The organism is Endothiovibrio diazotrophicus (genome assembly GCF_054657215.1).
Map to the genome: position 1 here is coordinate 1 of NZ_BAAHXB010000014.1, position 21,255 is coordinate 21,255.

A 21,255-nucleotide genomic window follows, 5' to 3' on the forward strand; every position below is an offset into this window, starting at 1 on the left:
TTAAGTTAAGAGCAGCTCTCTGAATGTAGGGCGTATTAGCGATCGCGTAATCCGCCAGATCGGAGCCGATTCCGGCGTAAGTGCCTTCGTTTCCGGCGGATTACGCTATCGCTAAGCCGCGGGCGCGGTTGTCGGCCGCCTGATTCACCTGTTCCGCAGTCGCCCTAAAGCACCTCGTCGACCGGAGCCGGCCTCCCGTAGAGCCACCCCTGGGCGAGCTCGATCGGGCACTCCGCCAGCGGGGTGTGCTGCGCCTCGGTCTCGACCCCTTCGGCCAGCACCCGGCAGCCCAGGTCGACCAGTTGCTGCGCGGTCTCCTGGATCGGCGCGATGAACATGGTGCCCTTGTCGGCGTTGCGGACCACGGTGATGCAGAGTTTGACGATCTCCGGGTGGAGTATCCGCGCGGTGTCCAGGTCGGCGAAGCCGCAGCCGGTGTCGTCGAGGGCCAACCTGATCCCCAATGCCCGTAGCCGTGCCACCGCCTCGGCCAGCCCCTCGGCCTGGTTCAGCGGCAGGTGTTCGGTGAGTTCGAACAGCACTTCGTTTCGACCGGTCAGGGGGAGGGTGTCGGCGGCCAGGGCCAGTGCCTCGGGTCCCAGGTTGATGGTCAGGAAGGTGTTATCCGGCAGTCGGTCGCGGGTGCGCTCCAGCGCCAGTTCGGCGCACAGCAGCTCCATCTCGATGGTGCGGCCGGCGGCGTGGGCCGCTTCGAACAGACGATCGGGGTACTCCAGGGATGATCCCACGGGGCCGCGGGTGAGGGCCTCGTAGCCGGCCACCGCCCGGTCGCTCAGGCGCACGATCGGTTGCAGCACGGTGCGTACCGAGCGTTGGGCGAGGATCGTTTCCACTTCCGGGGACTCCGTGGCCTGTTCGTGCAGCGCCCGGTGGCTGCGCGAGGCCAGTTGGGCCTCGATCCAGGGGAGTGGGCAGTCGTCACCGATCTGCGCGTCGGGTTCCAGCGGCAGGACCGCCAGCAGGATCGGCACGCGCATCCCGGTGCCGGCGCCGAACACCTGGTTGAGCCGGTCGTGGACCAGTTTGCGGCCCGCCTCCTCGATTGCCGTGCAGGTCTCCGCGGCGTCCCGCGGCAGGCCGCCGGCGACCACCCGGAAACGGGCCGACCAGCGCCCTTCGGCGTCCCGTCGGTTGCGGCCGAGGAGCTCGTGCTGGGCCAGCAGGCGGTCGATCAGCCCGTCGGCGGCGTCGCCGAAATCGCTCAGCGCGCGATCGACCGCGGTGTCGCCGAAGATCTCCACCAGCCGGTCGTGGGTAAGGATGTCGATGGTCAGGATGGCGACGGTGTCGGTCATGGGGAGGAGTCCGGTTGGGGAGGGTTCAGTGATGGTAGCGCAGTGCCTCGCCGAGCGAGTGGGCCTCGGGCGCGTGGGATTGCAGGATCATTCCGCCGAGGCTGGAGATCAGCACCGTCAGGGCGAACGGCCAGAAGGTGCGCATCACCGTGGTGGCCAGCCAGTGTAGCGTTTCGAGGCCGCGCAGCTTGCGGTAGAGGCTCGCCGAGAGCACGCCGTCGACCGGCAGCTCGGCGAACAGCGTCGGCGCGGTATAGACGATCCACAGCGACGAGAAGAGCAGCGCGCCGACGATTAATAGCATTGCGAGCGGGATCGCGAACTCCCCCGCGGAGGGGATTTCGTGGAGAATGGGGACTGCGCCGGCACCTGAACGCCTCGTTCCACCGAATCGATCGGCAAGGAGTAATGACTATGGGTTTGTTCGACAAGCTGCGGGGAGAGTTCGTCGATATCGTCGAGTGGGTCGACGACAACCACCGCACGCTGGTGTGGCGCTTCCCGCGCTACCACAATCAGATCGAGCAGGGCGCGCAGCTGATCGTGCGGCCCGGACAGCTCGCCGTGCTGGTCTACCACGGCCAGCTCGCCGATCTCTTCGAGCCGGGGACGCACCTACTGAATACCGGCAACGTTCCGGTGCTGTCGACGCTCGCCGGGTGGATGCACGGCTTCGACAGTCCCATCCAGTGCGAGGTCTAGGAGGATGTGCATACCGCGGACGACCGTGTCCCGGTCGACGGCGTATTGCCGTTCAAGACCGCCTCGGGTCGTTTCCGGCGTTTCTTCGACGACGTACTCGTCGTCGCCGCGGCGGGACTGCCGGCGAAGCTCGTGGAAAAGCTGGAACCGTGGCCCCTCGCCGAGGTCGTGCCGTTCGATCAGCGCTATCTCGCGGGATACCTGGCGCAGACCTACGACTTCGAACTTCACGACGGATTTCTCGCCGGAAAGCGGCGGATCGACCGGGCACTCCACGACGACGTGATCAACGATATCGGCGGGGATGAGCAGCGGGTGAAATGGGTCCATACCACCTACGACCCGATCACCTACAAGCATCTGCTGCTGCCGGTGTGGATCCTCGCCTATCGGTACGGGGAGAAGAGCTATCGCGTGCTGGTCAACGCCGGCACTGGCGAGGTGCAGGGGGAGCGGCCTTGGAGCTGGTGGAAGATCGGCGCGACCGTCCTGGTGATCGCCGCCGCGGCTGCGGCGGTGCTCTACTGGAACCGCTGACGGCACCACTCTGCGGCGCCGGCGGCCATCGGCGATGGCCGTCTTGTCGCCCGCGTGCAGGTGGAGATGGTCGCGGATCTCTTTGGGAATGGTGGTCTGTCCCTTCCGGCTGCGGACGGGCGGTAAAAAGGGCGTTTCGGCCGGGGAGGAGGAGGAGGGCGCCGGTTGATGGCCGGCAATCAGTCCAGTGCAGCGGCTTCCCGCAGCCGCTCGCGGCGCGCCTGTTCCTCAGCGAAGGCGGCCTTGATCTCCTCCAGCACGAGGTCCACGTCGGCCTCTTCGAGCGTCTCCTCGAATTGGCCGGTGAGTTCCATCTCGGGGTGCAGTGTGCCTTCCTCGAAGAGCGCCCAAATCTCCTGGGCGTAGCGGCTTTCGCTGAGTTCCGGGGCGTAGAGGGCGTAGTAGGCGGTGATGTTGGCGACGTCCCGTTCGAGCATCCAGCGGGCGTGGTTGTTGGCGGCGGCGTCCACCGCCTGGGGCAGGTCGATGATCACCGGGCCGTAGTCGTCGACCAGCACGTTGAACTCCGACAGGTCGCCGTGGACCAGGCCGGCGCAGAGCATGCGCATCACGTAGTGCATCATCACCGCATGGTCTTCCCGCGCCTGTTCGGCGGACATGGAGACGTCGTTGAGGCGCGGGGCGACTTGGCCTTCGTCGTCGGTAATGAGCTCCATCAGCAGCACGCCGTCGAAGCAGCCGTAGGGCTGGGGTACGCGTACCCCGGCGTCGGCCAGGCGGTAGAGGGCGTCCACTTCGGCGTTGTGCCACACCTCCTCCTGTTGGCGGCGGCCGAAGTTGGAGCCCTTCTCCATGGCGCGGGCGCGGCGGCTGTTGCGCACCTTGCGCCCTTCGCGGTACTGCACCGCCTGCTTGAAGCTGCGTTTTCCGGCCTCCTTGTAGACCTTGGCGCAGCGGATCTCCTCGCCGCAGCGGACCACGTAGACGGCGGCCTCCTTGCCGCTCATCAGCGGGCGGATCACCTCGTCGACCAGGCCGTCCTCGACCAGCGGTTGAATTCGTTTGGGAATTTTCATGGTCACCCTTATACCGGAGTCGAAGAGACGTTGGAATCACCGTGTGGGTTGGCACGGGGATTCCCCAAAAAACCGCACCTCACAACGAGAACGGCGGCCCGCAGGGCCGCCGTTCACTTTGCCAACAAATAGGCTATGCCTGAATTACGTGTTGCGATCGATAGCTAGCGCCGCGATTCATTGTAGGAAGGGCGTTTAGGTCGAGAGTGATGCACCTCGACTTGGCAAGTGGTAGGAACGGACACGGCGCCATCGCGGCCTAGGGGCCGCTCCTACATTCGACGGATGTCGCTACAGGCAACTCAGACATAGCCACGCAATACTCGTAAAAAGCGCCAGCTTTTTACGAGAAGGTGATGAACATCGCGGAGGTCCACACCTTGCCGTCGTCCACCTGCCGCCCCGCCAGATAGACCGGCCGGAAACCATGGGGCCCGTTCTCCGGGGTCACCTCGATGCTGCCGTCCACATCCCGCGGCATCGGCTGGTCGCTCATCCGCTCCAGGGCGAGGAACAGCTCGGTGCCGCCCAGCTCCTTGCGCAGCGCGCCGCCCTTCAACAGTTCCTCACCGGTGATCGTCCACTCGAACTCGGGGCAGTGGACGAAGGGGTTGCCGTCGAGCGGGTTGCCCACCTTGACGTAGCCGTCGATGGTCCCCTTGATGGTGATGGTGGCGTGGGCCAGGTTGCTGACGTCGACCTCCACTGTGTCGGCGTCGCCGTAGGTGTCGGACTTGAAGCCGATGGTGGTCGGGCCGTGGCGCCAGCAGGTCTCTTCGGTGTGTTCGAAGCCCTGGCCGCTGAACTGGTTGATCACCCCGTTCCTGATCTCGATGGTGCCCTTCCAGGCGGCCCAGCGGTAGCGGTCCTTGATCCGCGCGCCGCCCCAGCGCAGGCGGATCCGGCGCTCGCTGTAGCCGTGCTCCTCCTGCAGGTTGCGCTGCCAGATCATGCCGTTGTGGTCGAAGGCGGCGATCTCGTCCCAGCCGGCGTCGCCGAGGAAACGGTAGTGGATGGTGGCGTTGCCCTGGTGGCCGAATTCGTCGCCTTGGACGTTGTCGCCGCTCCAGGTGAGGCCGACCAGCCGCTCGCCGGTGGTGGCGTAGGTGTGGCGGGCGCGCAGCGCCTTGCCGATGGCGTCGCGGGTAAGCTCGGGGGCGATGATGCCGGTGACCCCGCCCTTGGTGCCGAATACAGCGGTGCCGGGGACGCCGCCGCCGCAGCGGCCGCGGTGCTCGTCGCCGTTGGCCGAGGCGCCGAGCTTGTAGCCGCGGGCCATGGTCTCCTGGTAGAGCCAGGGGAAGTGGCCCCAGGCCGATTCGATCTCCACCAGCCGCTCCAGTACCGGGTGGTGCCAGTCGAGGTTGCAGCGGCGGCCGCCGACGTGGGGCATCAAGAGGTGCCCCTCGGGGTCGTGGATGTAGGTGGCGTAGAGTTCGTCCAGCGGCCAGGCGCCGGACTGGATGGTGTCGCCGACCATGTCTTCGTTCCACTCGAAGCTGCGGCAGACGTTGCCCTCCTTGTCGAAGGGGAACTCGGGGGTGTTGCCGTGGAGGAAGACCACGTTGTGGTCGCCGCCGGCGCAGGAGTTGCCGCACCACTCGGTGCCGGGGAAGCAGACGAATTCGTGATCCTTGGTGAGCTGGTTGTTGATCAGCTCGACCGCGGCGTCCCAGCGCGCCTTGGTGATCTGGAAGTCGTTGGCGGTGTAGCCGAGGACGTCGAGGCCGGCGACGTCGCGGCCGTAGGTGAGGTTGTAGACGGTGTCGTTGGTGCCGACGGTGTCGTCGGAGTGGACGTGGAGGTCGCCGAAGTACGGCCGGCCGAGGTCTGGGGCGTGCGGGGTGCCGGCGGGGTGTTCGTCGAGGGTGATGTAGTAGTGGGCCGGGGGCACGGCGGGGTGGTCGGGGAGGGTGGCGGTGATTGCCAGCTCGCCTTCCTGGTCGGTGGGCAGGTCGTCGATCTTGACCACTGCCCACCCTTCGGCGTCGAGGGTGGTCTCGCGCTCGAAGACGGGGCTGCCGCCGCGGGTGGCGCTGAGGTGGATCTTCTCGCCGCGGTCGAAGCAGGTGTTGCCCCAGGCGTCCTCGGCGCGGGCGCGCAGGGTGATCGATTCATTGGTGCGGGCCAGCCGCGGGCCGGTCATCTCGATCTTGGCCGGGGCGCCGGGGACCACGTCCATGACGATGTCGCCGGGGATTGGGGCGAAGCGCGAGGTGCCGAGCGGGTCGATGTAGCAGCGGAAGCGGAAACCCTTCTCGACGAAGGTCTGCACGCGGGTGCCGGGGCCGCCGTGGCGGCGGTCGCCGAGGCGGATGATGATGTGGTCGCCGGGCTTGAGGAAGCCGTCGACGGTGTCGACGATCACCGCCTTCTGGAACGGGCGCTCGTGGCCCTTCTGGTCGAAGCGCACCTTCAGCGACTGGACGGTGGCGGGGCTCTGCCCCTCGGCCAGGGGGCCGGCCTGGTATTCGGCGGAGACGTAGTTGGCCCCCATCGGGTCGACGGTCTGGAACAGCGCCCAGTCGGAGTAGAACTTGAAGGTGGCCTTGATCCAGGCGCCGTCGGCGATGCCGGAGGCGCCCACCTCGTAGTCGAGGACGATCTCCTGCCAGGAGCCGGCCTCCAGCTCCTCGATGTTGCAGGTGACGTGGCCGAGGAAGGACATCGCCTTGGTCTTCGCGTAGAGCCCCTTCGGCGCGATGTAGTCGCCGAGCTTTTCCTTCAACTCTTCGGGGGTCATGGTCTTCATTCTTCGGTTCTCCAAGCTTGGGTGTGAATAACGCGGAGGACGCGGAGGCGCAGAGAACGCGGAGAAGCGGGTCTCTTCATTCATTGCGTCCCGGGCCTTCGTGCCGCTGCTTGTCCGCGTTGGTAGGAAGGGTTTTCATATAGGAAACGCCGTACGCGCCGCGGGCGTGTCACTTCGTCGATACGGCGTCGGCGGGCACAGCCCGCCCTATAGTTCTTTGCGTCCTCTGCGCCTTTGCGTTCTCTGCGTTGAACACGGGCGGTTGAGAGGGGCTCCGGTATAGGGCGTGTCGGTTCGTCGACGTGACGTCAGCGGGCACGGTCCGCCCTATCGTCTTTCTCCGCGCCTTTGCGTCTCCGCGTCCTTCGCGTTGATCACGAGCGCGTCGTTTATGGTACTCAGAACGGCCACGGGGCGGCGGGGTCCCACACCGGCAGGCCGAGGAAGGCGTACCACGGGGCCATCACCAGCAGGCCGTAGGCCATGGCGATGAGGATGCAGGCCCAGCCCGCCTTGGCGTAGTCGGTCACCGAGAAGACGCCGGAGCCGTAGGCGATCACCGCCGCGGTGATCTGGGTCGGCAGCAGGTAGGCGTAGGTGTCGGTGTCGCATACCAGCAGGGTGAAGGCGACGGGGTGGAGGCCCAGGTTCGGCGCCATGGCGAAGACCACCGGCGCGAGCATCGCCACCGCGGCGACGTTGGAGAGCATGCCGATGCGGATCAGGTGGGTGCCGGCCATCAGGGCGAGGATCGCGCCCCACCAGGGCATGCCGACCACCGCGCCGTGGATGCCGTCGGCGAGCCAGTCGGCGAGCCCCGATTTGGTCATCGCCGCGGTCAGGGTGATGGCGCCGCCGAGCAGCAGGAAGGTGCCCCACATGGTGTGGGACTGGATCTCGTTCCACTTGAAGGGGAACAGGCCGGGGATGAACAGCAGCAGGATGCCGACCAGGCCGATGATGCCGAGCTGGAACTTGTGCAGTTCGTAGATCGGGCTCCCCTTGCCCATCATGAAGAGCAGGGCGACGATGGCGAAGATGGCGATCAGCGTCCATTCGGTCCGCCCCATCGGGGGCAGTTCCATGTGCTGCTCATGGATCGCCTGGTGACCGCCCTGGATCACCACGCTGCGGGTCTTGAAGTGGTAGCGGACCCACCACTGGGTGAGCACGAACATCCCCAGGTAGGGGAACTGGAGCAGCATCCAGTCGAGGTAGCCGAGCCCTTCGAAGCCGTTGCTGTTGAACAGTCCGACCATGATCAGGTTGGGCAGGTGGGCGGTCATGATGAAGACGCCGCAGATCATGGTGCCGTAGACCAGCGACTGGATGATGATCGCCTTCTTCGCCTCGTTCTCCGCGTCGGAGTCGCCGAGCAGGTCGGTGATCCCCTTGACCACCGGCAGCAGGGTGGCGGCGCGGGCGTTGGCCGCGGGGATCAGGAAGGCGAGGATGACGTTGACGCCGAACATGCCCCAGATCACCCGGCCGACGTTGGAGGCCTTGATCTTGTCGAGCATGCCGAGCGCGATGCGCCGGTCGAGCTTCATCAGCTGCATGATCGCGCCGACCAGGAAGGCGAACAGGCAGAGCCACACCACATGCTTGGTGAAGCCGGCGAAGACCGTCTCCATCGGCGGCACCAGCTTGCCCTTCTTCTCCACCCAGGGGATGCCCTCGGTGAGGATCAGCAGCGTCGGTACCGAGATGCCGGTGATGCCCACCGGCATCGCCTCGGTGACCCACATGATGCTGGCCCAGACCACCACGGCGAGCACCGCCATGCCGTTGGGGTTGAGACCCTCCGGTATCGGCAAGAGCCAGAGTATCGAGAAAAAGGCCAGCCAGGCCCCGATGAAGCCGCCGAGAACCCGTCCCGGCGAGCGGCCGGAGGCGCGGATGTTCCCGGTCAGGGTTGCAATGAGTCCGTTGCCGTCGGACTGCGCGACTGTTTCCATGGGCGTCCCCTCCGCATTGGTGATGGGTGGGTCAAGTCCCTTCCTGGGTCGCTGTCCGTTGCCGCTGGGGGTTTGTTTCCCTCTCCGACCGCGCTCGGCCTTCCGGTGGCCGCATGACGGTTTCGTTATAGTGGGAGGCGTTGCGCGAAATCTGTCGCCTGGGCGACAATCCGGCTACAACGACCGTTTGGACAAGTAAGGGAGTGTGCCCGGGATGGGCGAACGATGGGACGAGACGAGTGGCCGGCTCGAGCCACTACCACTGCCGACGCGGGACTTCTTCGCCGCGTTGACCGCCGCCGAACAGCGGGGCCTGATGGTGCTCGGTCGCCCGCGCGCCTTCAACAAGGGAGAGCAGATCTTTCGCGCCGGGGACGGTTGCACCAACCTCTACCTGTTGATGCATGGCAAGGTGAAGATCTACAAGCTCTCACCCACCGGGCGGGAGCTGACCCTCTGGTACTGTTTCCCCGGCGAGGTGTTCGGTCTCGCCGAGATGACCGGGGCGGGGCGGCGCCAGGTGAGTGCCCAGGCGTGTGCCGATACCCGCCTGATCGCCCTTGGCCACTCCGCGTTCAAGACCTTCCTGGCCGCCAATCCCAGCGTCTCCCTGCGCTTCATCGAGATCCTCTCCCGGCGCATGCGGCTGCTCTCGGAGGTGCTCGCCGACATGGTGGCGGACACCGTTTCGCAGCGCCTGTGCAAGCTGCTGTTGCGTCTTGCGGAGACCTACGGCCGGCCGGAGGCAGTGGGGGTCTCGCTGGAGATCGTGCTGACCCACCAGGAGCTGGCGGACATGGTCGGCGCCTCGCGTCAGAGCGTCAGCGGCCACATGAGCCGGTTGCGCCGGCTGGGACTGCTTTCGGTGCGCCGCCGCCGTCTGTGGCTCCACGATCCGGCGCGCCTCCACGGGTTGAGCGCCGAAGCGGTATTGCCGCCGGTCCCGCGGATGACGACCCGCCGCTGATCTGCGGTATCGGCGGGCGGGCCGTCGCCGACTCAGCTGGCCGCCCGCAGGGGCTGCGCCGCGCTCTTCCAGGGACGGTTCTCCAGCCGCTCCTTGACCATGTTGATGTAGTCGGCACGGAAGGTGCGCAGGATGAAGTCCCGGGGCTGGGTCTCCTTCAGCGTGGTCCACGCCGCGCGCTTGTTCTCCGCGCTGCGCTTCTCGGCAGCCGCGACCATCTCCTCGGTGATCTCCAGGTCGGCGTCGGTCATGAACTCGTAGCCGTAGTGCTGCATGTGATCCTTGGCGATCGACTCGATCATACGGATGTCGTCGTCGGTCATGTTCTTGCGGAACTTGTCGGCATTGGCGGCGATCGGCGCGGAGAAGTTGGACTCCCACAGGCTGGAGAGGTGGGAGAGCTTGCGCGCCTCGCTGGAGTCGGAGATGTCGCACATGGAGTCGAGGAACTCGATGCCCATGAACTCGCAGATCTTGCGCAGCACCACCTCCTGATTGCTGAGGAAGTCCTCGAAACGCACGGTGAGCACGCGCTCGGGGTACTGCTCGGCCACCTCGCGCATCTTGTCGAAGGCGGCGACCCAGCGCTGGGCGTTCAGCAGGTAGTCGAAGTCGTAGATGATCGCGCGGTTCATGCTGTCGACCTGGGCGCGGGGGTCGCGCACCACGTTGAGGAACAGCATGTCGGGGCGGGTCTCGATCAGTTCGGCGGCGTAGTGGATGTTGTCCAGCGACTTGTCCATGACGATCGAGGCGTCGTGCTGCTCGCCGGCCTGGCTGAGCATCTCCCAGGCGATGGTGTGGACCGAGCGGTTGGGCACGTCCTTGGTCGCATTGAAGATGTCGACCGGGTCGAAGTTGACGTCCTTCCACTTCACCATCAGCGCATCCTGGAAGCCGATCACGTCGCGGATCAGCTGGAAGTAGAGGTTGTCGTCGGAGAGGTCGCCGTAGTGCTGGTCCACCAGCGGCATGAAGTCGCACAGATGCAGCGGGTAGGGGGAGTAGAACTCCGGGCTCTTGTTCAGGCGCAGGCGCAGGGCATGGCTGCCGCAGCGGCGCAGCGGGACCATGGTGATGGCGCGGGGACGGTTGGGGGTGGTGGTCATGGCGTCATTCCTTTGGGGCAAGGCGGATCGGGGGCGAAACGAAAGGGGCGGGCTCACCGCTTCACGCGGGGCCCGCCCGGGACGTCTGGAGGGTCAGTTGGCGTAGGCTTGCGGCCGGCCCGGGGCGATCTCCTCCTGGGGCAGCGGGGCAAGGGCGACGCACTGATCTTCGGCGGGCTGCAGATAGCCGTTGGCGATCAGGTAGTCGATCACCTGATCGACGCACTCGTTGAGCGGCTTGGCGCCGGTGTCGACGGCGATCTCGGGGTTCTCCGGGGTCTCGTAGGGAGAGGAGATGCCGGTGAAGTGGGGGATCTCACCCTTGCGGGCACGGGCGTAGAGGCCCTTCACGTCGCGGCTCTCGCACACCGACAGGTCGGCGTGGCAGAAGACCTCGATGAAGTCGCCCTCGCCCATGATGTCGCGGGCACGCTGGCGGTCGGAGCGGAAGGGAGAGATGAAGGCGGTGAGCACCATCACGCCGGCATCGACCATCAGCTTGGAGACTTCGCCGACGCGACGGACGTTCTCCACCCGGTCCTCGTCGGAGAAGGAGAGGTCGGAGCAGAGGCCGTGGCGCACGTTGTCGCCGTCCAGCACGTGGGTGCGGCAGTTCATCTGATGGAGGCGCTCCTCGACGGCGTTGGCCAGGGTGGACTTGCCAGCGCCGGAGAGACCGGTGAACCAGAGGACGGCACTGCCGTGGGAGTTCAGTCGCTCGCGGTCCTTGCGGGTGACGGTGGCGTTGTGCCACACGGTGTTGGAACTCTTCTCGGCGGTGTCGACGACGGTGTAGGGGGTGGTGGGCTTGGACATGGAACAAACTCCTTTTGCTAAAGGTGGCTTCGATTGGCCCGCAACGGACGGGCGGCAAAAATTCGGGGTGGCTCGGTTTCAGGAGAGTGTCAGTAATTTTCGTGCAACCACCTAAGGGATATTCGGTAGTCTGCGTAAGAACAATCTCCTGATGCGTGGGAATTATATTACACAGCAGGGGGGGGTGTTGTAGGAAAATTCTTAGGAATTTTCGGATTTTTACGAATCATTGATCGCTTGATGGCGAACTCTTGAAGTTTTCTTGACGGAATCGATCCATGGGTTGGCGATTTTTTTACCGCTGCTTATATAAAGTATAGATTGCGGTATTTGGGGTGCTACGGAGCGGTCAGGGAGGAATTTTCCGGTTGGACTAAGTGATTACGCGTAGTTCTTCGTCACGACGTCAGAAGGCGAGGCGATTTTCGTCGATTTGAAGTCGGGTGATTTTCCCTATGGCAAAATTCGGAAATCGAATGGACTATTTCTGACTCAGTGTAGGATAAATATTACAATCAATATATCCATTATATTAATCATCGGTTGCGTATTTTTTTCTATTTTATTGATTTTAATCTATTTTATGTTCTGTGCGGTTGTCGGCGATTCTGTTGGAAGCGGTTCTCATCCCCCGCGTGCCGGCTTGTCCGGTGGCGGGGGGTTGTTTGACGTTCCGGGGGCCACTATTCATACTCGTTGCCAAGTTGTTTGACAGAACAGTGACGTACTTCGGGGTGTCCGAAAATGTCGCAAAACTACTCATGCATACAAGGACTTGATGAGGTGCGACGGATCGATCGGGGTGGTGGTGCGGAGGCGCCGTTTTGCGCGGCGGAGGTTGGCAGCATCCCGAAGCAACGGGTTGTATGTTTACACGATATGTGCAGGCCGTTCTATTATGTTTCGATCGCCTGACGCGTTCAGGATCACAAACCAGGTTTTCTTGACGACCACATCAATTCACAAACGATAGGAAGGAGAAAGAATGAAGCGCGTATCCATGCTGATTGCCGCCGGTGCGATGTCGCTGAGCATGATGGCCGGTGTCGCCCAGGCGGCCGACGTCAACTTCGGTGTGCAGGCATCCCGCGGCGCCGACAAGGCGAAGGCCCAGTGGGAGGAGCTCGGCAAGTATCTCGCCGGCAAGCTGGGCAAATCGGTGGAGATCGTTCCGCTCAAGCCCGACCAGACCGAGTCGGCGTTCAACGGCGGTGACGTCCACTTCGTCCTCAGCAACCCGACCATTGCGGTGATCCTCGAGGAGAAGTCCGGCGCCAAGCCGCTGGCGACCATGAAGACCAAGTCGGGTGCCCAGTTCGCCGGCGTGATTATGTGCAACAAGGGTAAGGGGATCACCGACGCCGCCGGCATGAAGGGCAAGAAGGTGATGGCCTACAAGTTCAAGAAGTCGGCGGCCGCCTATGTCTTCCAGGTGGCCCACCTGAAGGAGAAGGGGGTCGATCCCCACGCCGATTTCGCGGTGTTCAAGGAGGCCAAGAAGCAGGACGACATCGCGCTGGCGGTGAAGGCCGGGGTGATGGATTGCGGCTTCGTCAAGTCGGGCCTGCTGGAGACCTTGGAGAAGGAGGGCAAGGTCAAGATCGCCGACTACGCCATCATCGATCAGCAGAGCGGTGACGGCTACGCGCCGGTACATAGCACCGTGCTCTATCCGTCGTGGACCGTGATGGCGGGCGCGAACGCCGATCCCGCCGTTGCCGATGCGGTGAAGTCCGCGCTGCTCGGCCTCGGTGCCGATGACCCGGCGGCGAAGAAGGCGAAGCTGGTCGGTTTCGTCGAACCGCTCAGCCTCGAGGGCCTGAAGAAGGCGCTGAAGGACCTGGGGCTTCCCCCCTACGGCGGCTGATCCGCAGGGGCCGGGGCCTGGAGACGCGTCCGTCGCCCGTTGTGGCGGCGGGCGCTTGTCCGTTTCGGAATCGGCAGGCTAACGACGAGACACCAACAACCTATGAACAACAGCAGCTCCAAGCAGACCGGAAAGGGCCTTTTTTCGTCGATGGACATCGAGGGCAAGTTCACCCTCGCCCTGGTCTTGACGCTCGCCGCCTCTTTCGTCATCGCCGCGGCGATCCTGCTCGGCCAGCAGAAGTCCTCCTTTCACCAGATGGGTGACGACACCGAGGAGATGATCGGCGAGCTCACCCGGACCCAGACGTCGCGTGCCGAGGCGACCACCAAATTCAAGATCACCCGTCTGGGCAGCATCCTCAGTTCCATTGCGCCGACGGCGATCGCCGAGTACGACTTCGGCGCGTTGCTTCAGTATGCCACCGTGGTACTGGAGGATCCGGACGTCTCCTACGTCGGTTTTTTCTCTACCGAGGGTGAAACGCTGGTGGAGTCCGGCGACCAGGCGGCGGTGCCTGACGAACTTTTCGTCACTGCGCCGATTGCTACCGATGGGGTGGCGATGGGCTCGGTGAAGATCGGATTCAACAACAACCAGACCAAGCAGGCGGTGGCCCAGCTGGAGGGAGACAACGAGAAGCGCCTCCAGTCCATGCAGGGCTCCATCGCCGATGCGCTGTCGGCCGCGACCCTGAGCATGGCGGTGATCCTGGTGATCATCGCGATCGTGGTGGCGAGCCTGGTGTTCGTGCTGTTCAACGTCATGGTGAAGGTGCGGCTGGCGCACATGGAGGAGCGCTTCCGGGATGTGGCGGCCGGCGACGGTGACCTGACCCACCGTGTCCCGGTCAACGGGAACGATCGGATCGATCGGTTGGCGAGCTACTTCAACGAGTTCCTCGACAAGATCCACTCCAGCATCACTCAGGTCTCCGGGGCCACCACCCAACTGGCGGCGGCGTCGGAGCAGATGTCGACGATCGCCGAGCAGGGGAGCGCGGGGATCAGCCGGCTGCAGGCCGAGACCGATCAGGTTGCGACGGCGATGAACCAGATGACCGCCACCGTGCAGGAGGTGTCGCGCAATGCCACCGTCGCCTCGGAGGCGGCGAGCAACGCCAGCGGCGAGGCGGCGGCCGGCAAGGAGGTGGTGGTGCAGGCGACCCGTTCGATCAACGCGCTGGCGAGCGAGGTGGAGCGGGCCTCCGAGGTGATCAAGCGGGTCGAACACGACAGCGAGAACATCGGCATGGTGCTGGAGGTGATCAAGGGCATCTCCGATCAGACCAACCTGTTGGCGCTCAATGCGGCGATCGAGGCGGCGCGGGCCGGCGAGCAGGGGCGCGGCTTCGCGGTGGTCTCGGACGAGGTGCGCACGCTGGCCCAGCGTACCCATCAGTCCACCGAGGAGATCAAGGAGATCATCACCAAGCTCCAGGCCGGCACCCGGGAGACGGTGGCGGTGATGGAAGAGGGGCGCACCCGTGCCCAGCAGAGTGTGACCGAGGCGGAGCGGGCGGTTGAGTCGCTCACCAACATCACCAAGGCGGTTGGGGCGATCACCGACATGAACCTGCAGATCGCCTCGGCGGCGGAGGAGCAGACCGCAGTGGCCGAGGAGATCAATCGCAACGTCGTGAACATCAACGAGATCGCGACCGAGACCGCCGAGGGCGGAAAACAGACGGCGACCTCCAGTGGCGACCTGGCGAAACTGGCCGCGGAGCTGCAGGGGGTCATGGCGCAATTCAAGATTTAGTACGCCAGAGGCCGATTATCGACAACATCCGCCGATATTCGGCTGCGGGCGTGCTAGCCGAAGAGGTTGGATTGTGCGGGCCCCGGGTGATCGCCTCGGTAGTGGCGGTCGGTCGGGGTCCGTTGCGTTAGGGCCCGGGAAAAACGTTTGGTTGGGAAGGTAGGCGTTATGGGACACGGGCGATGAGAAGGCACAACCTCCTGAGCAGCATGCAGCGGACCATTACGATTTCCGCTGCGGTAGGGATCCTGCTGACCGGCTCCATCGTTGCCGTCATCAGCATCTATCCGCTCTACCTGAGCATGAAGTCGATGGAGGAGCGCACCCTGCTGTTCGCCGCCAACACCCGTGCGGTGGCGGTGCAGACCTATTTGGCGGGCCTCTCCGACGTCTCCGCCCAGATTGCCAGCCGCACGCGGGCCCGTGAAATCCTCGATGCCTACAACCGGGGGACCCTTTCGGTCGAGGCATTCCATGGTGAATTGGCGCCAATTCTCGGTGATGCGCTGAACAACTCCGAGCATGTGATCGGGATCACCCGGTTGGATGCACGGGGGCGCAAGGCGTTGAGCGTCGGTACGCCGATTCCCGAAGAGTTGTGGCGGCGCGGTCTGGAGCCCCGGGTGCGGGTGTCCGGTCCGGTCCGGGTGGAGGGCGAGGATCTGCTGCTCGGGAGTGCTCCCATCCTCGGGCGGCAGCATCGTCGGGTCGGTACCGATCTGGTACTGTTTCGTATGAACGGCCTGCGTTCCGTGTTGAGGGACAACGACGGCCTCGGCCGCACCGGTTCGGTGGAGATCTATGTCGACCGCGGCGAAGGGGATGGCCGCTATCTGCGTTCCGCCGAGGGCACCCCGGCGGGGGTGTCGCTGGGGTCGGTGGATAGTGGGTTCGAGGCCAGTGCCCGCACGATGGTCGGCAGTGGGCGGGAATCGGTGGCTCGGATCGACTCCGACCGGGGGCGGTATGTGGTCGCTTCCGTTCGCATCGGGGGGCTCCCCTGGCATCTGGTGGTGCGGATGGAGGCGCAGGAGCTCTACGGGAAGGTGGCGGATCAGGTTTGGTGGATCATCGGCGCGATCTCGGCGCTGATCCTCCTGGGGACTTTCGGTACCTATTTCCGTTTGCGCCCCCTCTCCGGCCGGATCCTGGTGCAGGCCCACAAGTTGACCGAGGAGATCGAGCAGCGCAAGAAGGCGCAGCGGGAGCTCAAGATCGCCAAGGAGTTCGCCGAGGCGGCGAACCAGGCGAAGAGTGAATTCCTCGCGGTGATGAGCCACGAGATCCGTACGCCCCTCAATGCGATCATCGGCATGAGCGAACTGCTGGGGGAGGCGGAACTCGGCGGTGAGCACCGGCGCTACGTCGAGATCATGCACCACGCCGGGAACACGCTGCTGGATCTGATCAGCGACGTGCTCGATCTGGCGAAGATGGAGGCCGGCCAACTGCTCCTCACTGCCAAGCCGTTCGACCTGTACGAACTGATCGCCACCACCAACGAGGTGTTGGGGGCCGGTGCCGGGCGCAAGCGCCTCCACCTCGGCTACGAGATCGATCCGCGGGCGCCGCGCTACGTGGAGGGGGATGCCCGCTGGGTTCGACAGATCCTGGTCAATCTGGTCGGCAACGCCATCAAGTTCACCGAGGAGGGGGGGGTCACCACCCGCCTCTCGGTGGCCGACGGGGAGGACGGGCGGCAGCGCTTGCTGCTGAGCGTTCAGGACAGTGGCGTGGGCATCCCCGACGATCAGCAGCAGCGGATCTTCGAGAGCTTCACCCAGGTCGACGGTTCCCATACCCGCCGCCACGGCGGGACCGGGCTCGGCTTGGCGATCACCCGCGAGCTGGTGGAGCGGATGGGGGGGCGTATCTGGGTGGAGAGCCGCGAGGGGGAAGGGAGCACCTTCCATCTCACCCTCGATCTGGCGGTCGCCGAGGCGCCGCTGGAGGAGACGCCCGTCGCGGCGCCCGTCGCCGCGCCTGCGGCGAGCGGCGATGACCCGTGGGAGGGGCGCCGGGCGGACGGTCATCCACTCAGCATCCTGTTGGTGGAGGATGCCGAGGACAACGTCATCCTGCTGCAGTCGTTTCTCCGTTCGACGCCCCACCAGGTGGAGGTGGCGCGCAACGGTCATGAGGCGGTGGAGATGCGCAAGCGGGCCTGTTTCGATCTGGTGCTGATGGATATCCAGATGCCGGTGATGGACGGCTATACGGCGACCCGGGTGATTCGCCAGTGGGAGCGGGAGCAGGGGATCGACCCGGTTCCGATTTATGCGTTGACCGCCTACGCGTTGAACGGCGATGCGGAGAAGAGCTTTGCGGCTGGATGCAACGCGCACCTGAGCAAACCGATCAGCAAGAAGACCTTACTCGAGAGCATCAACCAAGTCGCCAGAGGAACGCTCGCGGCCGCCTGAACGATGATGGCGCGAAGGAAAAAGGTCTTGGTGCGTCATGTGGGGAGTTCGGACGCCGATCTCATCCTTTTCGTGCTTCTTTTTCCGTGTTTAGGTTAAGGGCTCGCGAAAGAATAACTTCCTGTTTTGGGGCGTCGAGACACCCGTCCGGCAAGGCGCGCAAAGGGGCGCTACCCGTTGTATGCAGCGCTTTGCGCAACGCCGCCGGGGGGCGCGGATCGGCGTCCCAAAACAGGGAGTTATTCCTTCGCGGGCGCTAAGTCCTCAGAGCGAGGCGATGCGCTCGAGCATGCCCTGGACGCCCGCCTGACGGGTCAGGTTGGCGAGCAGATTGCGGTAGTGGACCACCGCGCTGCGGCCGTTGGCCTGGACGTCGAACACCTTCCAGCCATCGTCGCTGCGATACATCCGGAAGTCGATCCGTATCGGCGGGCGATCCGTCCCGCCCACCTGGACGCGCACCGTAGTCTCTCCGCTACGGGGATCGGCGCCCGGGAGGTAGTGGATCTCGCCGCCCTGATAGCCGGCCAGATGGGTGGCCATGTTGCGGAAGAACAGTTCGCCGATTCCCTTCGCCAGGGTCACTCGCTGTTCGGGTGACAGGCGGTGGTAGAGGGGGCCGGCGGCCCACCGGCTCATGTAGGCCAGATCGAAATAGGGGGCGATCTCGCGGGCCAGGTAGGTCTCCACCACGGCCGGGTCGCCCGCTTCCCCGCTGCGCAGGAAGGCGTCGAGTTTTCCCAGCCCTTCGCGGACGATCCAGGCCGGCGCCTGTTCCGCGGAGCGTCGCTGGAAAGCCGGTGCCGCGGGGGAGGCGAACGGAGCCGGGCGATAGCCTGCCGACGGGGCGGGCTGGAAGTAGGGGCCGGGGTTTCCGGCGGGGTAGGGGTTGGCGGACAGGGCCATGGAGGCGCAGAGCAGGGGAAGTGCCAGGGCGCGGGCGGTGGGTCTCATCGGTGAACTCCTGTCGAGGGTGAGTCGTTGTTCGGTTGGGTGAGAGCCGATGGTAAACAATCGTTGGAGCGGCTTGTAGGTTTGGATATATCAATATAATCAATTGCTTATCGTTGGCGTGTCCAGGGTGGCGCGGCTTCGGCTCCGCGGGGTGGGGGATGTCGGGTGCGCAGGGGGTGAGGGTCGGGCCCGCTTTCGGGATATCTCCCGTTAAAGCATACTTCCCCACGGTCGAATCTTTGGTACATAGGGCCCGCCCCGGGTCCGTCGTTCGGGTCACGCCATGTCACGTCTCTTTCTGCACCTGTTTTTTCTGTTGTCGTTGATGCTGCCGGCCATGGTGTCTCGCGCGGCGCTGGTGGAGATCGGGGGGGAGGCACCGGTGCACTCCTGGGACCTGGAGCAGGCGCGGCGGGCGGCGCTGAAGGACGCCGTGGTACGGGCCTCGGAGCTGGGGCCGGTTAGCGGCGCGGCGCGGCTGATGCAGGTGACGCGGGGCTCCGGCGAGTTGCCGATGGAAGGGACCGGGTATCGGATCGTCTCCCAGGAGGTGGCCGGCGACTGGGTCTACCTGGTGGTGGAGCTGGACGTGGGCACTGGGGTGCAGTGTGAGCAGCTCTCCCACTACCGCAAGAAGGTGGCGGTGACCGCCTTCCCGATGGTGCGCGTCGCCCAGGGGCGGCGGCGGGAGGTGAGCTTCCTGGAACAGGGGGTGCCGCGGGAGCTGGGTCGGCGGCTGGAGGAGCAGCGGCTCTACCGGGTGACGGAGCTGGCGCCGCGCCACCCCTTCACGGGGGTGGTGGATGGCAGTCGTGCCCTCAACCGCGCCGCCGTGGATCCGGCGGTGATTGCCGCCATCGGCGAGGAGCAGGGGGTGCAGGCGGTGGTCGCCGGGATCATCCGCGACGCCGCCATCGAATACGGTACCCACTACGAATACGAGACCCCGATCGGCGACAAGCCATTCTCCACCGGGGACGACGCGCGGACGATCGAGCTCGAGGTGATGGTCTACGATGCGGCCAGCGGCGCCCTGTTGGAGGACCGGACCTTTCGCGAAAAAGCGGCGGGGGAGGTGCTGCTGGAGACGGATTCACCGAGCGGACTGAGTCGCGCCTTCCTCGACAGCGACTTCGGCCGGGCGGTGGACCGTCTGTTGCGCCACGCCGCCCTGACGGTCGACTTCGCCCTGGCCTGCCGCCCGTTCATGGCGCGGGTGGTGCGGGTGGAGGGGGACGACATCTACATCGACGCCGGCCTCGACGCAGCGGTGAAGAAGGGGGATCGGTTCAACGCGCTGATCACCACCCGCGACGCCTTCGCCGCGGGCGCCGGTGCCCCGACGCTGCAGGAGGTCCCCGCCGGCACCCTGACGGTGGTGAAAAGCGAACCGGGGTTCAGCATCGGGCGAATCCGCCAGGAGAACGCCATCCGCCCCGGCGACCTGGTCCGCGAACCCTGATTGGACGCGCGCCGGACGGAGCGCTGCCGATGTGCCGGCCCGGTGGGTTACGGGGATCGCCAATTCCAGCTTTCCCATCCACATACTGAATTTTCCCCCCGCCGACAAAAAACGGCCCGGAAGGGCCGCTTTTTGTCGGCGGGGGGAAAATTCAGCGGCGGTGCACGACGTCGTCCATGGGGCGTCGCGGTGTCGGCTCCGGCAGCTCGGCGGAGTACCCCACGGCGAGCATCGCCACCGGCTCCAGTCCCGGCTCCAGCTCCAGCAGCTCGGCCACCTCGGCGTTGTCGAAGTAGCCGACCCAGGTGGAGGCCATGCCGGCGGCGACCACTGCCAGTTGGGCGTAGGCGGCGGCGATGGTGGCATCCTGTACGGCATAGAGTTTCTCGCCCCGCTCGCCGTAGCGCTCGCCGGAACGGGCCGCGTCGGTGCAGAAGACCAGGGTCACCGGGGCCTGGGAGAGGAAGGGCTGGTCGCCGGCGACCCGGGCCAGCCGCTGACGCTCCTCGTCACGGGTCACCACGATGATCCGGTAGGCCTGCAGGTCCCCGGCGGAGGGCGCGGCACAGGCGGCCTCCAGGACCGCATGGAGCTTCTCCGCCTCCACCGGCATGTCGGATTGGTAGAGGCGTACGGAGTGGCGGTGACGGACGGTTTCAAAAAAGTCCCACATCGTTGGTCCCCTTCTGCCGGATCGCCGGCCTTGTTATTACGATTGTTTAGAGCTGCCACCAGGGGTGGTCTTCGGTCGTCTGATAGCGCTCGCCCGGCTGGGCCGCCTCCGCTTCGGCAATGCCGGGGCTGTCCGGGTAGTTGAGCTTGAGCACGCGCATCGCGTCCTCGGCCAGCTCCGGCAGTTCCATCAGGCGATAGGCAATCACCAGGGCGGTGAGCGCCTCGGGCATGGCGTCGGCCCCCTGATAGTTCTCGATCACGTATTTGGCGCGGTTGGCGGCGGCCACGTAGGCGCCGCGGCGCAGGTAGTAGCGGGCGACGTGGACCTCGTAACGGGCGACGCTGTTGCGCAGGAAGATCATCCGCTGGCGGGCGTCTTCGGCGTACTTGCTACTCGGAAACTGCTTCACCAGGGTCTGGAAATCGAAGAACGACTGGCGGGCGGCAGCCTGGTCGCGCTGGGAGGAGTCCATCGGCAGGTAGCGCTCGATCAGGCCATAGTTGCGGTTGAAGTTGACCAACCCCTTCATGTAGTAGACGTAGTCGACGTGGGGGTGGCGGGGGTGCATCTTGATGAAACGGTCCGCCTCGGCGACGGCCAGTTCCGGCTCGCCGTCCTTGTAGTAGGCGTAGATCAGCTCGACCTGGGACTGCTGGGCGTAGACGCCGAAGGGGAAGCGGGCCTGCAGCAGCTCGTAGTATTTGACCGCCTGTTCGTAGTCCCCCTCGTCCAGTGACGCCTTCGCCTCGGAATAGAGTTTGCGCACCGACCAGTCCTTGGTCTTGTCGACCTCCTCCGGCAGCAGGGAGCAGCCGGCGGCGGCGGCGAGGGTGACGATCAGCAGCAGGTTTCTGAACCAGGTGGTCACGTTGGGGTATCCTGTTCCGTTCAATTTTTACCGCTCGGGATGGTAACAGG

Annotated in this window: 17 protein-coding genes and 1 pseudogene; 7 read left to right on the forward strand and 11 right to left on the reverse strand. The window is 65.1% G+C overall.

The window, feature by feature from the left end:
- Nucleotides 1-164 precede the first annotated feature (164 nt).
- Nucleotides 165-1,316, reverse strand: a complete 1,152-nt coding sequence (locus ACYQ2W_RS05820; RefSeq protein ID WP_459864171.1) for an EAL domain-containing protein — start codon at nucleotides 1,314-1,316, stop codon at nucleotides 165-167.
- Between the two features lie 25 nt (nucleotides 1,317-1,341).
- Complete coding sequence (locus ACYQ2W_RS05825) at nucleotides 1,342-1,620, reverse strand: hypothetical protein (RefSeq protein ID WP_459864173.1); 279 nt, start codon at nucleotides 1,618-1,620, stop codon at nucleotides 1,342-1,344.
- Between the two features lie 104 nt (nucleotides 1,621-1,724).
- On the opposite strand from ACYQ2W_RS05825, the gene ACYQ2W_RS05830 reads away from it, so the two are divergent.
- The gene (locus ACYQ2W_RS05830) at nucleotides 1,725-2,018 is read left to right on the forward strand and encodes an SPFH domain-containing protein (protein ID WP_459864174.1); all 294 of its coding nucleotides are present in this window, start codon (nucleotides 1,725-1,727) and stop codon (nucleotides 2,016-2,018) included.
- Nucleotides 2,019-2,024: 6 nt separating this feature from the next.
- The gene (locus ACYQ2W_RS05835) at nucleotides 2,025-2,555 is read left to right on the forward strand and encodes a hypothetical protein (RefSeq protein ID WP_459864176.1); all 531 of its coding nucleotides are present in this window, start codon (nucleotides 2,025-2,027) and stop codon (nucleotides 2,553-2,555) included.
- A 48-nt stretch (nucleotides 2,556-2,603) separates the two neighbouring features.
- Here ACYQ2W_RS05835 and ACYQ2W_RS05840 read toward each other — a convergent pair.
- The 4 genes and pseudogenes from ACYQ2W_RS05840 to ACYQ2W_RS05855 all read right to left on the reverse strand — a co-directional run.
- Nucleotides 2,604-2,738 (reverse strand): annotated as a pseudogene (locus ACYQ2W_RS05840) (AbrB/MazE/SpoVT family DNA-binding domain-containing protein); the annotation flags it as partial.
- The gene (locus tag ACYQ2W_RS05845; RefSeq protein ID WP_459864178.1) at nucleotides 2,735-3,592 is read right to left on the reverse strand and encodes a PA4780 family RIO1-like protein kinase; all 858 of its coding nucleotides are present in this window, start codon (nucleotides 3,590-3,592) and stop codon (nucleotides 2,735-2,737) included. The pseudogene ACYQ2W_RS05840 and the gene ACYQ2W_RS05845, both read right to left, overlap by 4 nt.
- A gap of 343 nt (nucleotides 3,593-3,935) precedes the next feature.
- A complete protein-coding gene (locus ACYQ2W_RS05850) occupies nucleotides 3,936-6,344 on the reverse strand; it encodes a DUF3604 domain-containing protein (RefSeq protein WP_459864180.1) in 2,409 nt (802 codons plus the stop codon).
- Nucleotides 6,345-6,742: 398 nt separating this feature from the next.
- On the reverse strand, nucleotides 6,743-8,302 hold the full coding sequence (locus tag ACYQ2W_RS05855; protein ID WP_459864182.1) for an SLC13 family permease: 1,560 nt from the start codon (nucleotides 8,300-8,302) through the stop codon (nucleotides 6,743-6,745).
- Nucleotides 8,303-8,516: 214 nt separating this feature from the next.
- On the opposite strand from ACYQ2W_RS05855, the gene ACYQ2W_RS05860 reads away from it, so the two are divergent.
- The gene (locus ACYQ2W_RS05860) at nucleotides 8,517-9,269 is read left to right on the forward strand and encodes a Crp/Fnr family transcriptional regulator (RefSeq protein ID WP_459864184.1); all 753 of its coding nucleotides are present in this window, start codon (nucleotides 8,517-8,519) and stop codon (nucleotides 9,267-9,269) included.
- Between the two features lie 32 nt (nucleotides 9,270-9,301).
- Here the strand turns inward: ACYQ2W_RS05860 and ACYQ2W_RS05865 are convergent, their stop codons facing one another.
- Nucleotides 9,302-10,378, reverse strand: a complete 1,077-nt coding sequence (locus ACYQ2W_RS05865) for a sulfotransferase (RefSeq protein WP_459864186.1) — start codon at nucleotides 10,376-10,378, stop codon at nucleotides 9,302-9,304.
- Nucleotides 10,379-10,471: 93 nt separating this feature from the next.
- Complete coding sequence (gene cysC, locus ACYQ2W_RS05870) at nucleotides 10,472-11,194, reverse strand: adenylyl-sulfate kinase (protein ID WP_459864188.1); 723 nt, start codon at nucleotides 11,192-11,194, stop codon at nucleotides 10,472-10,474.
- A 985-nt stretch (nucleotides 11,195-12,179) separates the two neighbouring features.
- On the opposite strand from cysC, the gene ACYQ2W_RS05875 reads away from it, so the two are divergent.
- The 3 genes from ACYQ2W_RS05875 to ACYQ2W_RS05885 all read left to right on the forward strand — a co-directional run bounded on the left by ACYQ2W_RS05875 (nucleotide 12,180) and on the right by ACYQ2W_RS05885 (nucleotide 17,245).
- Nucleotides 12,180-13,061: a phosphate/phosphite/phosphonate ABC transporter substrate-binding protein gene (locus tag ACYQ2W_RS05875; protein WP_459864190.1), complete on the forward strand. Its 882-nt coding sequence runs from the start codon at nucleotides 12,180-12,182 to the stop codon at nucleotides 13,059-13,061.
- Between the two features lie 102 nt (nucleotides 13,062-13,163).
- Complete coding sequence (locus ACYQ2W_RS05880; RefSeq protein WP_459864192.1) at nucleotides 13,164-14,822, forward strand: methyl-accepting chemotaxis protein; 1,659 nt, start codon at nucleotides 13,164-13,166, stop codon at nucleotides 14,820-14,822.
- A gap of 182 nt (nucleotides 14,823-15,004) precedes the next feature.
- On the forward strand, nucleotides 15,005-17,245 hold the full coding sequence (locus tag ACYQ2W_RS05885) for a hybrid sensor histidine kinase/response regulator (RefSeq protein ID WP_459864194.1): 2,241 nt from the start codon (nucleotides 15,005-15,007) through the stop codon (nucleotides 17,243-17,245).
- Nucleotides 17,246-17,509: 264 nt separating this feature from the next.
- On the opposite strand, the gene ACYQ2W_RS05890 is transcribed toward ACYQ2W_RS05885, so the two are convergent.
- A complete protein-coding gene (locus tag ACYQ2W_RS05890) occupies nucleotides 17,510-18,199 on the reverse strand; it encodes an MlaC/ttg2D family ABC transporter substrate-binding protein (protein WP_459864196.1) in 690 nt (229 codons plus the stop codon).
- A 283-nt stretch (nucleotides 18,200-18,482) separates the two neighbouring features.
- Here ACYQ2W_RS05890 and ACYQ2W_RS05895 point away from each other — a divergent pair, with 283 nt between their 5' ends.
- Nucleotides 18,483-19,661, forward strand: coding sequence for a flagella assembly protein FlgT middle domain-containing protein (locus ACYQ2W_RS05895; protein ID WP_459864198.1), 1,179 nt, complete (start codon nucleotides 18,483-18,485; stop codon nucleotides 19,659-19,661).
- A 151-nt stretch (nucleotides 19,662-19,812) separates the two neighbouring features.
- Here ACYQ2W_RS05895 and ACYQ2W_RS05900 read toward each other — a convergent pair whose 3' ends face one another.
- Entirely contained in the window at nucleotides 19,813-20,334 is a 522-nt protein-coding gene (locus tag ACYQ2W_RS05900) for a nitroreductase family protein (RefSeq protein ID WP_459864200.1), read from the reverse strand.
- Between the two features lie 46 nt (nucleotides 20,335-20,380).
- Nucleotides 20,381-21,205: an outer membrane protein assembly factor BamD gene (locus ACYQ2W_RS05905; RefSeq protein ID WP_459864202.1), complete on the reverse strand. Its 825-nt coding sequence runs from the start codon at nucleotides 21,203-21,205 to the stop codon at nucleotides 20,381-20,383.
- Nucleotides 21,206-21,255 lie beyond the last annotated feature (50 nt).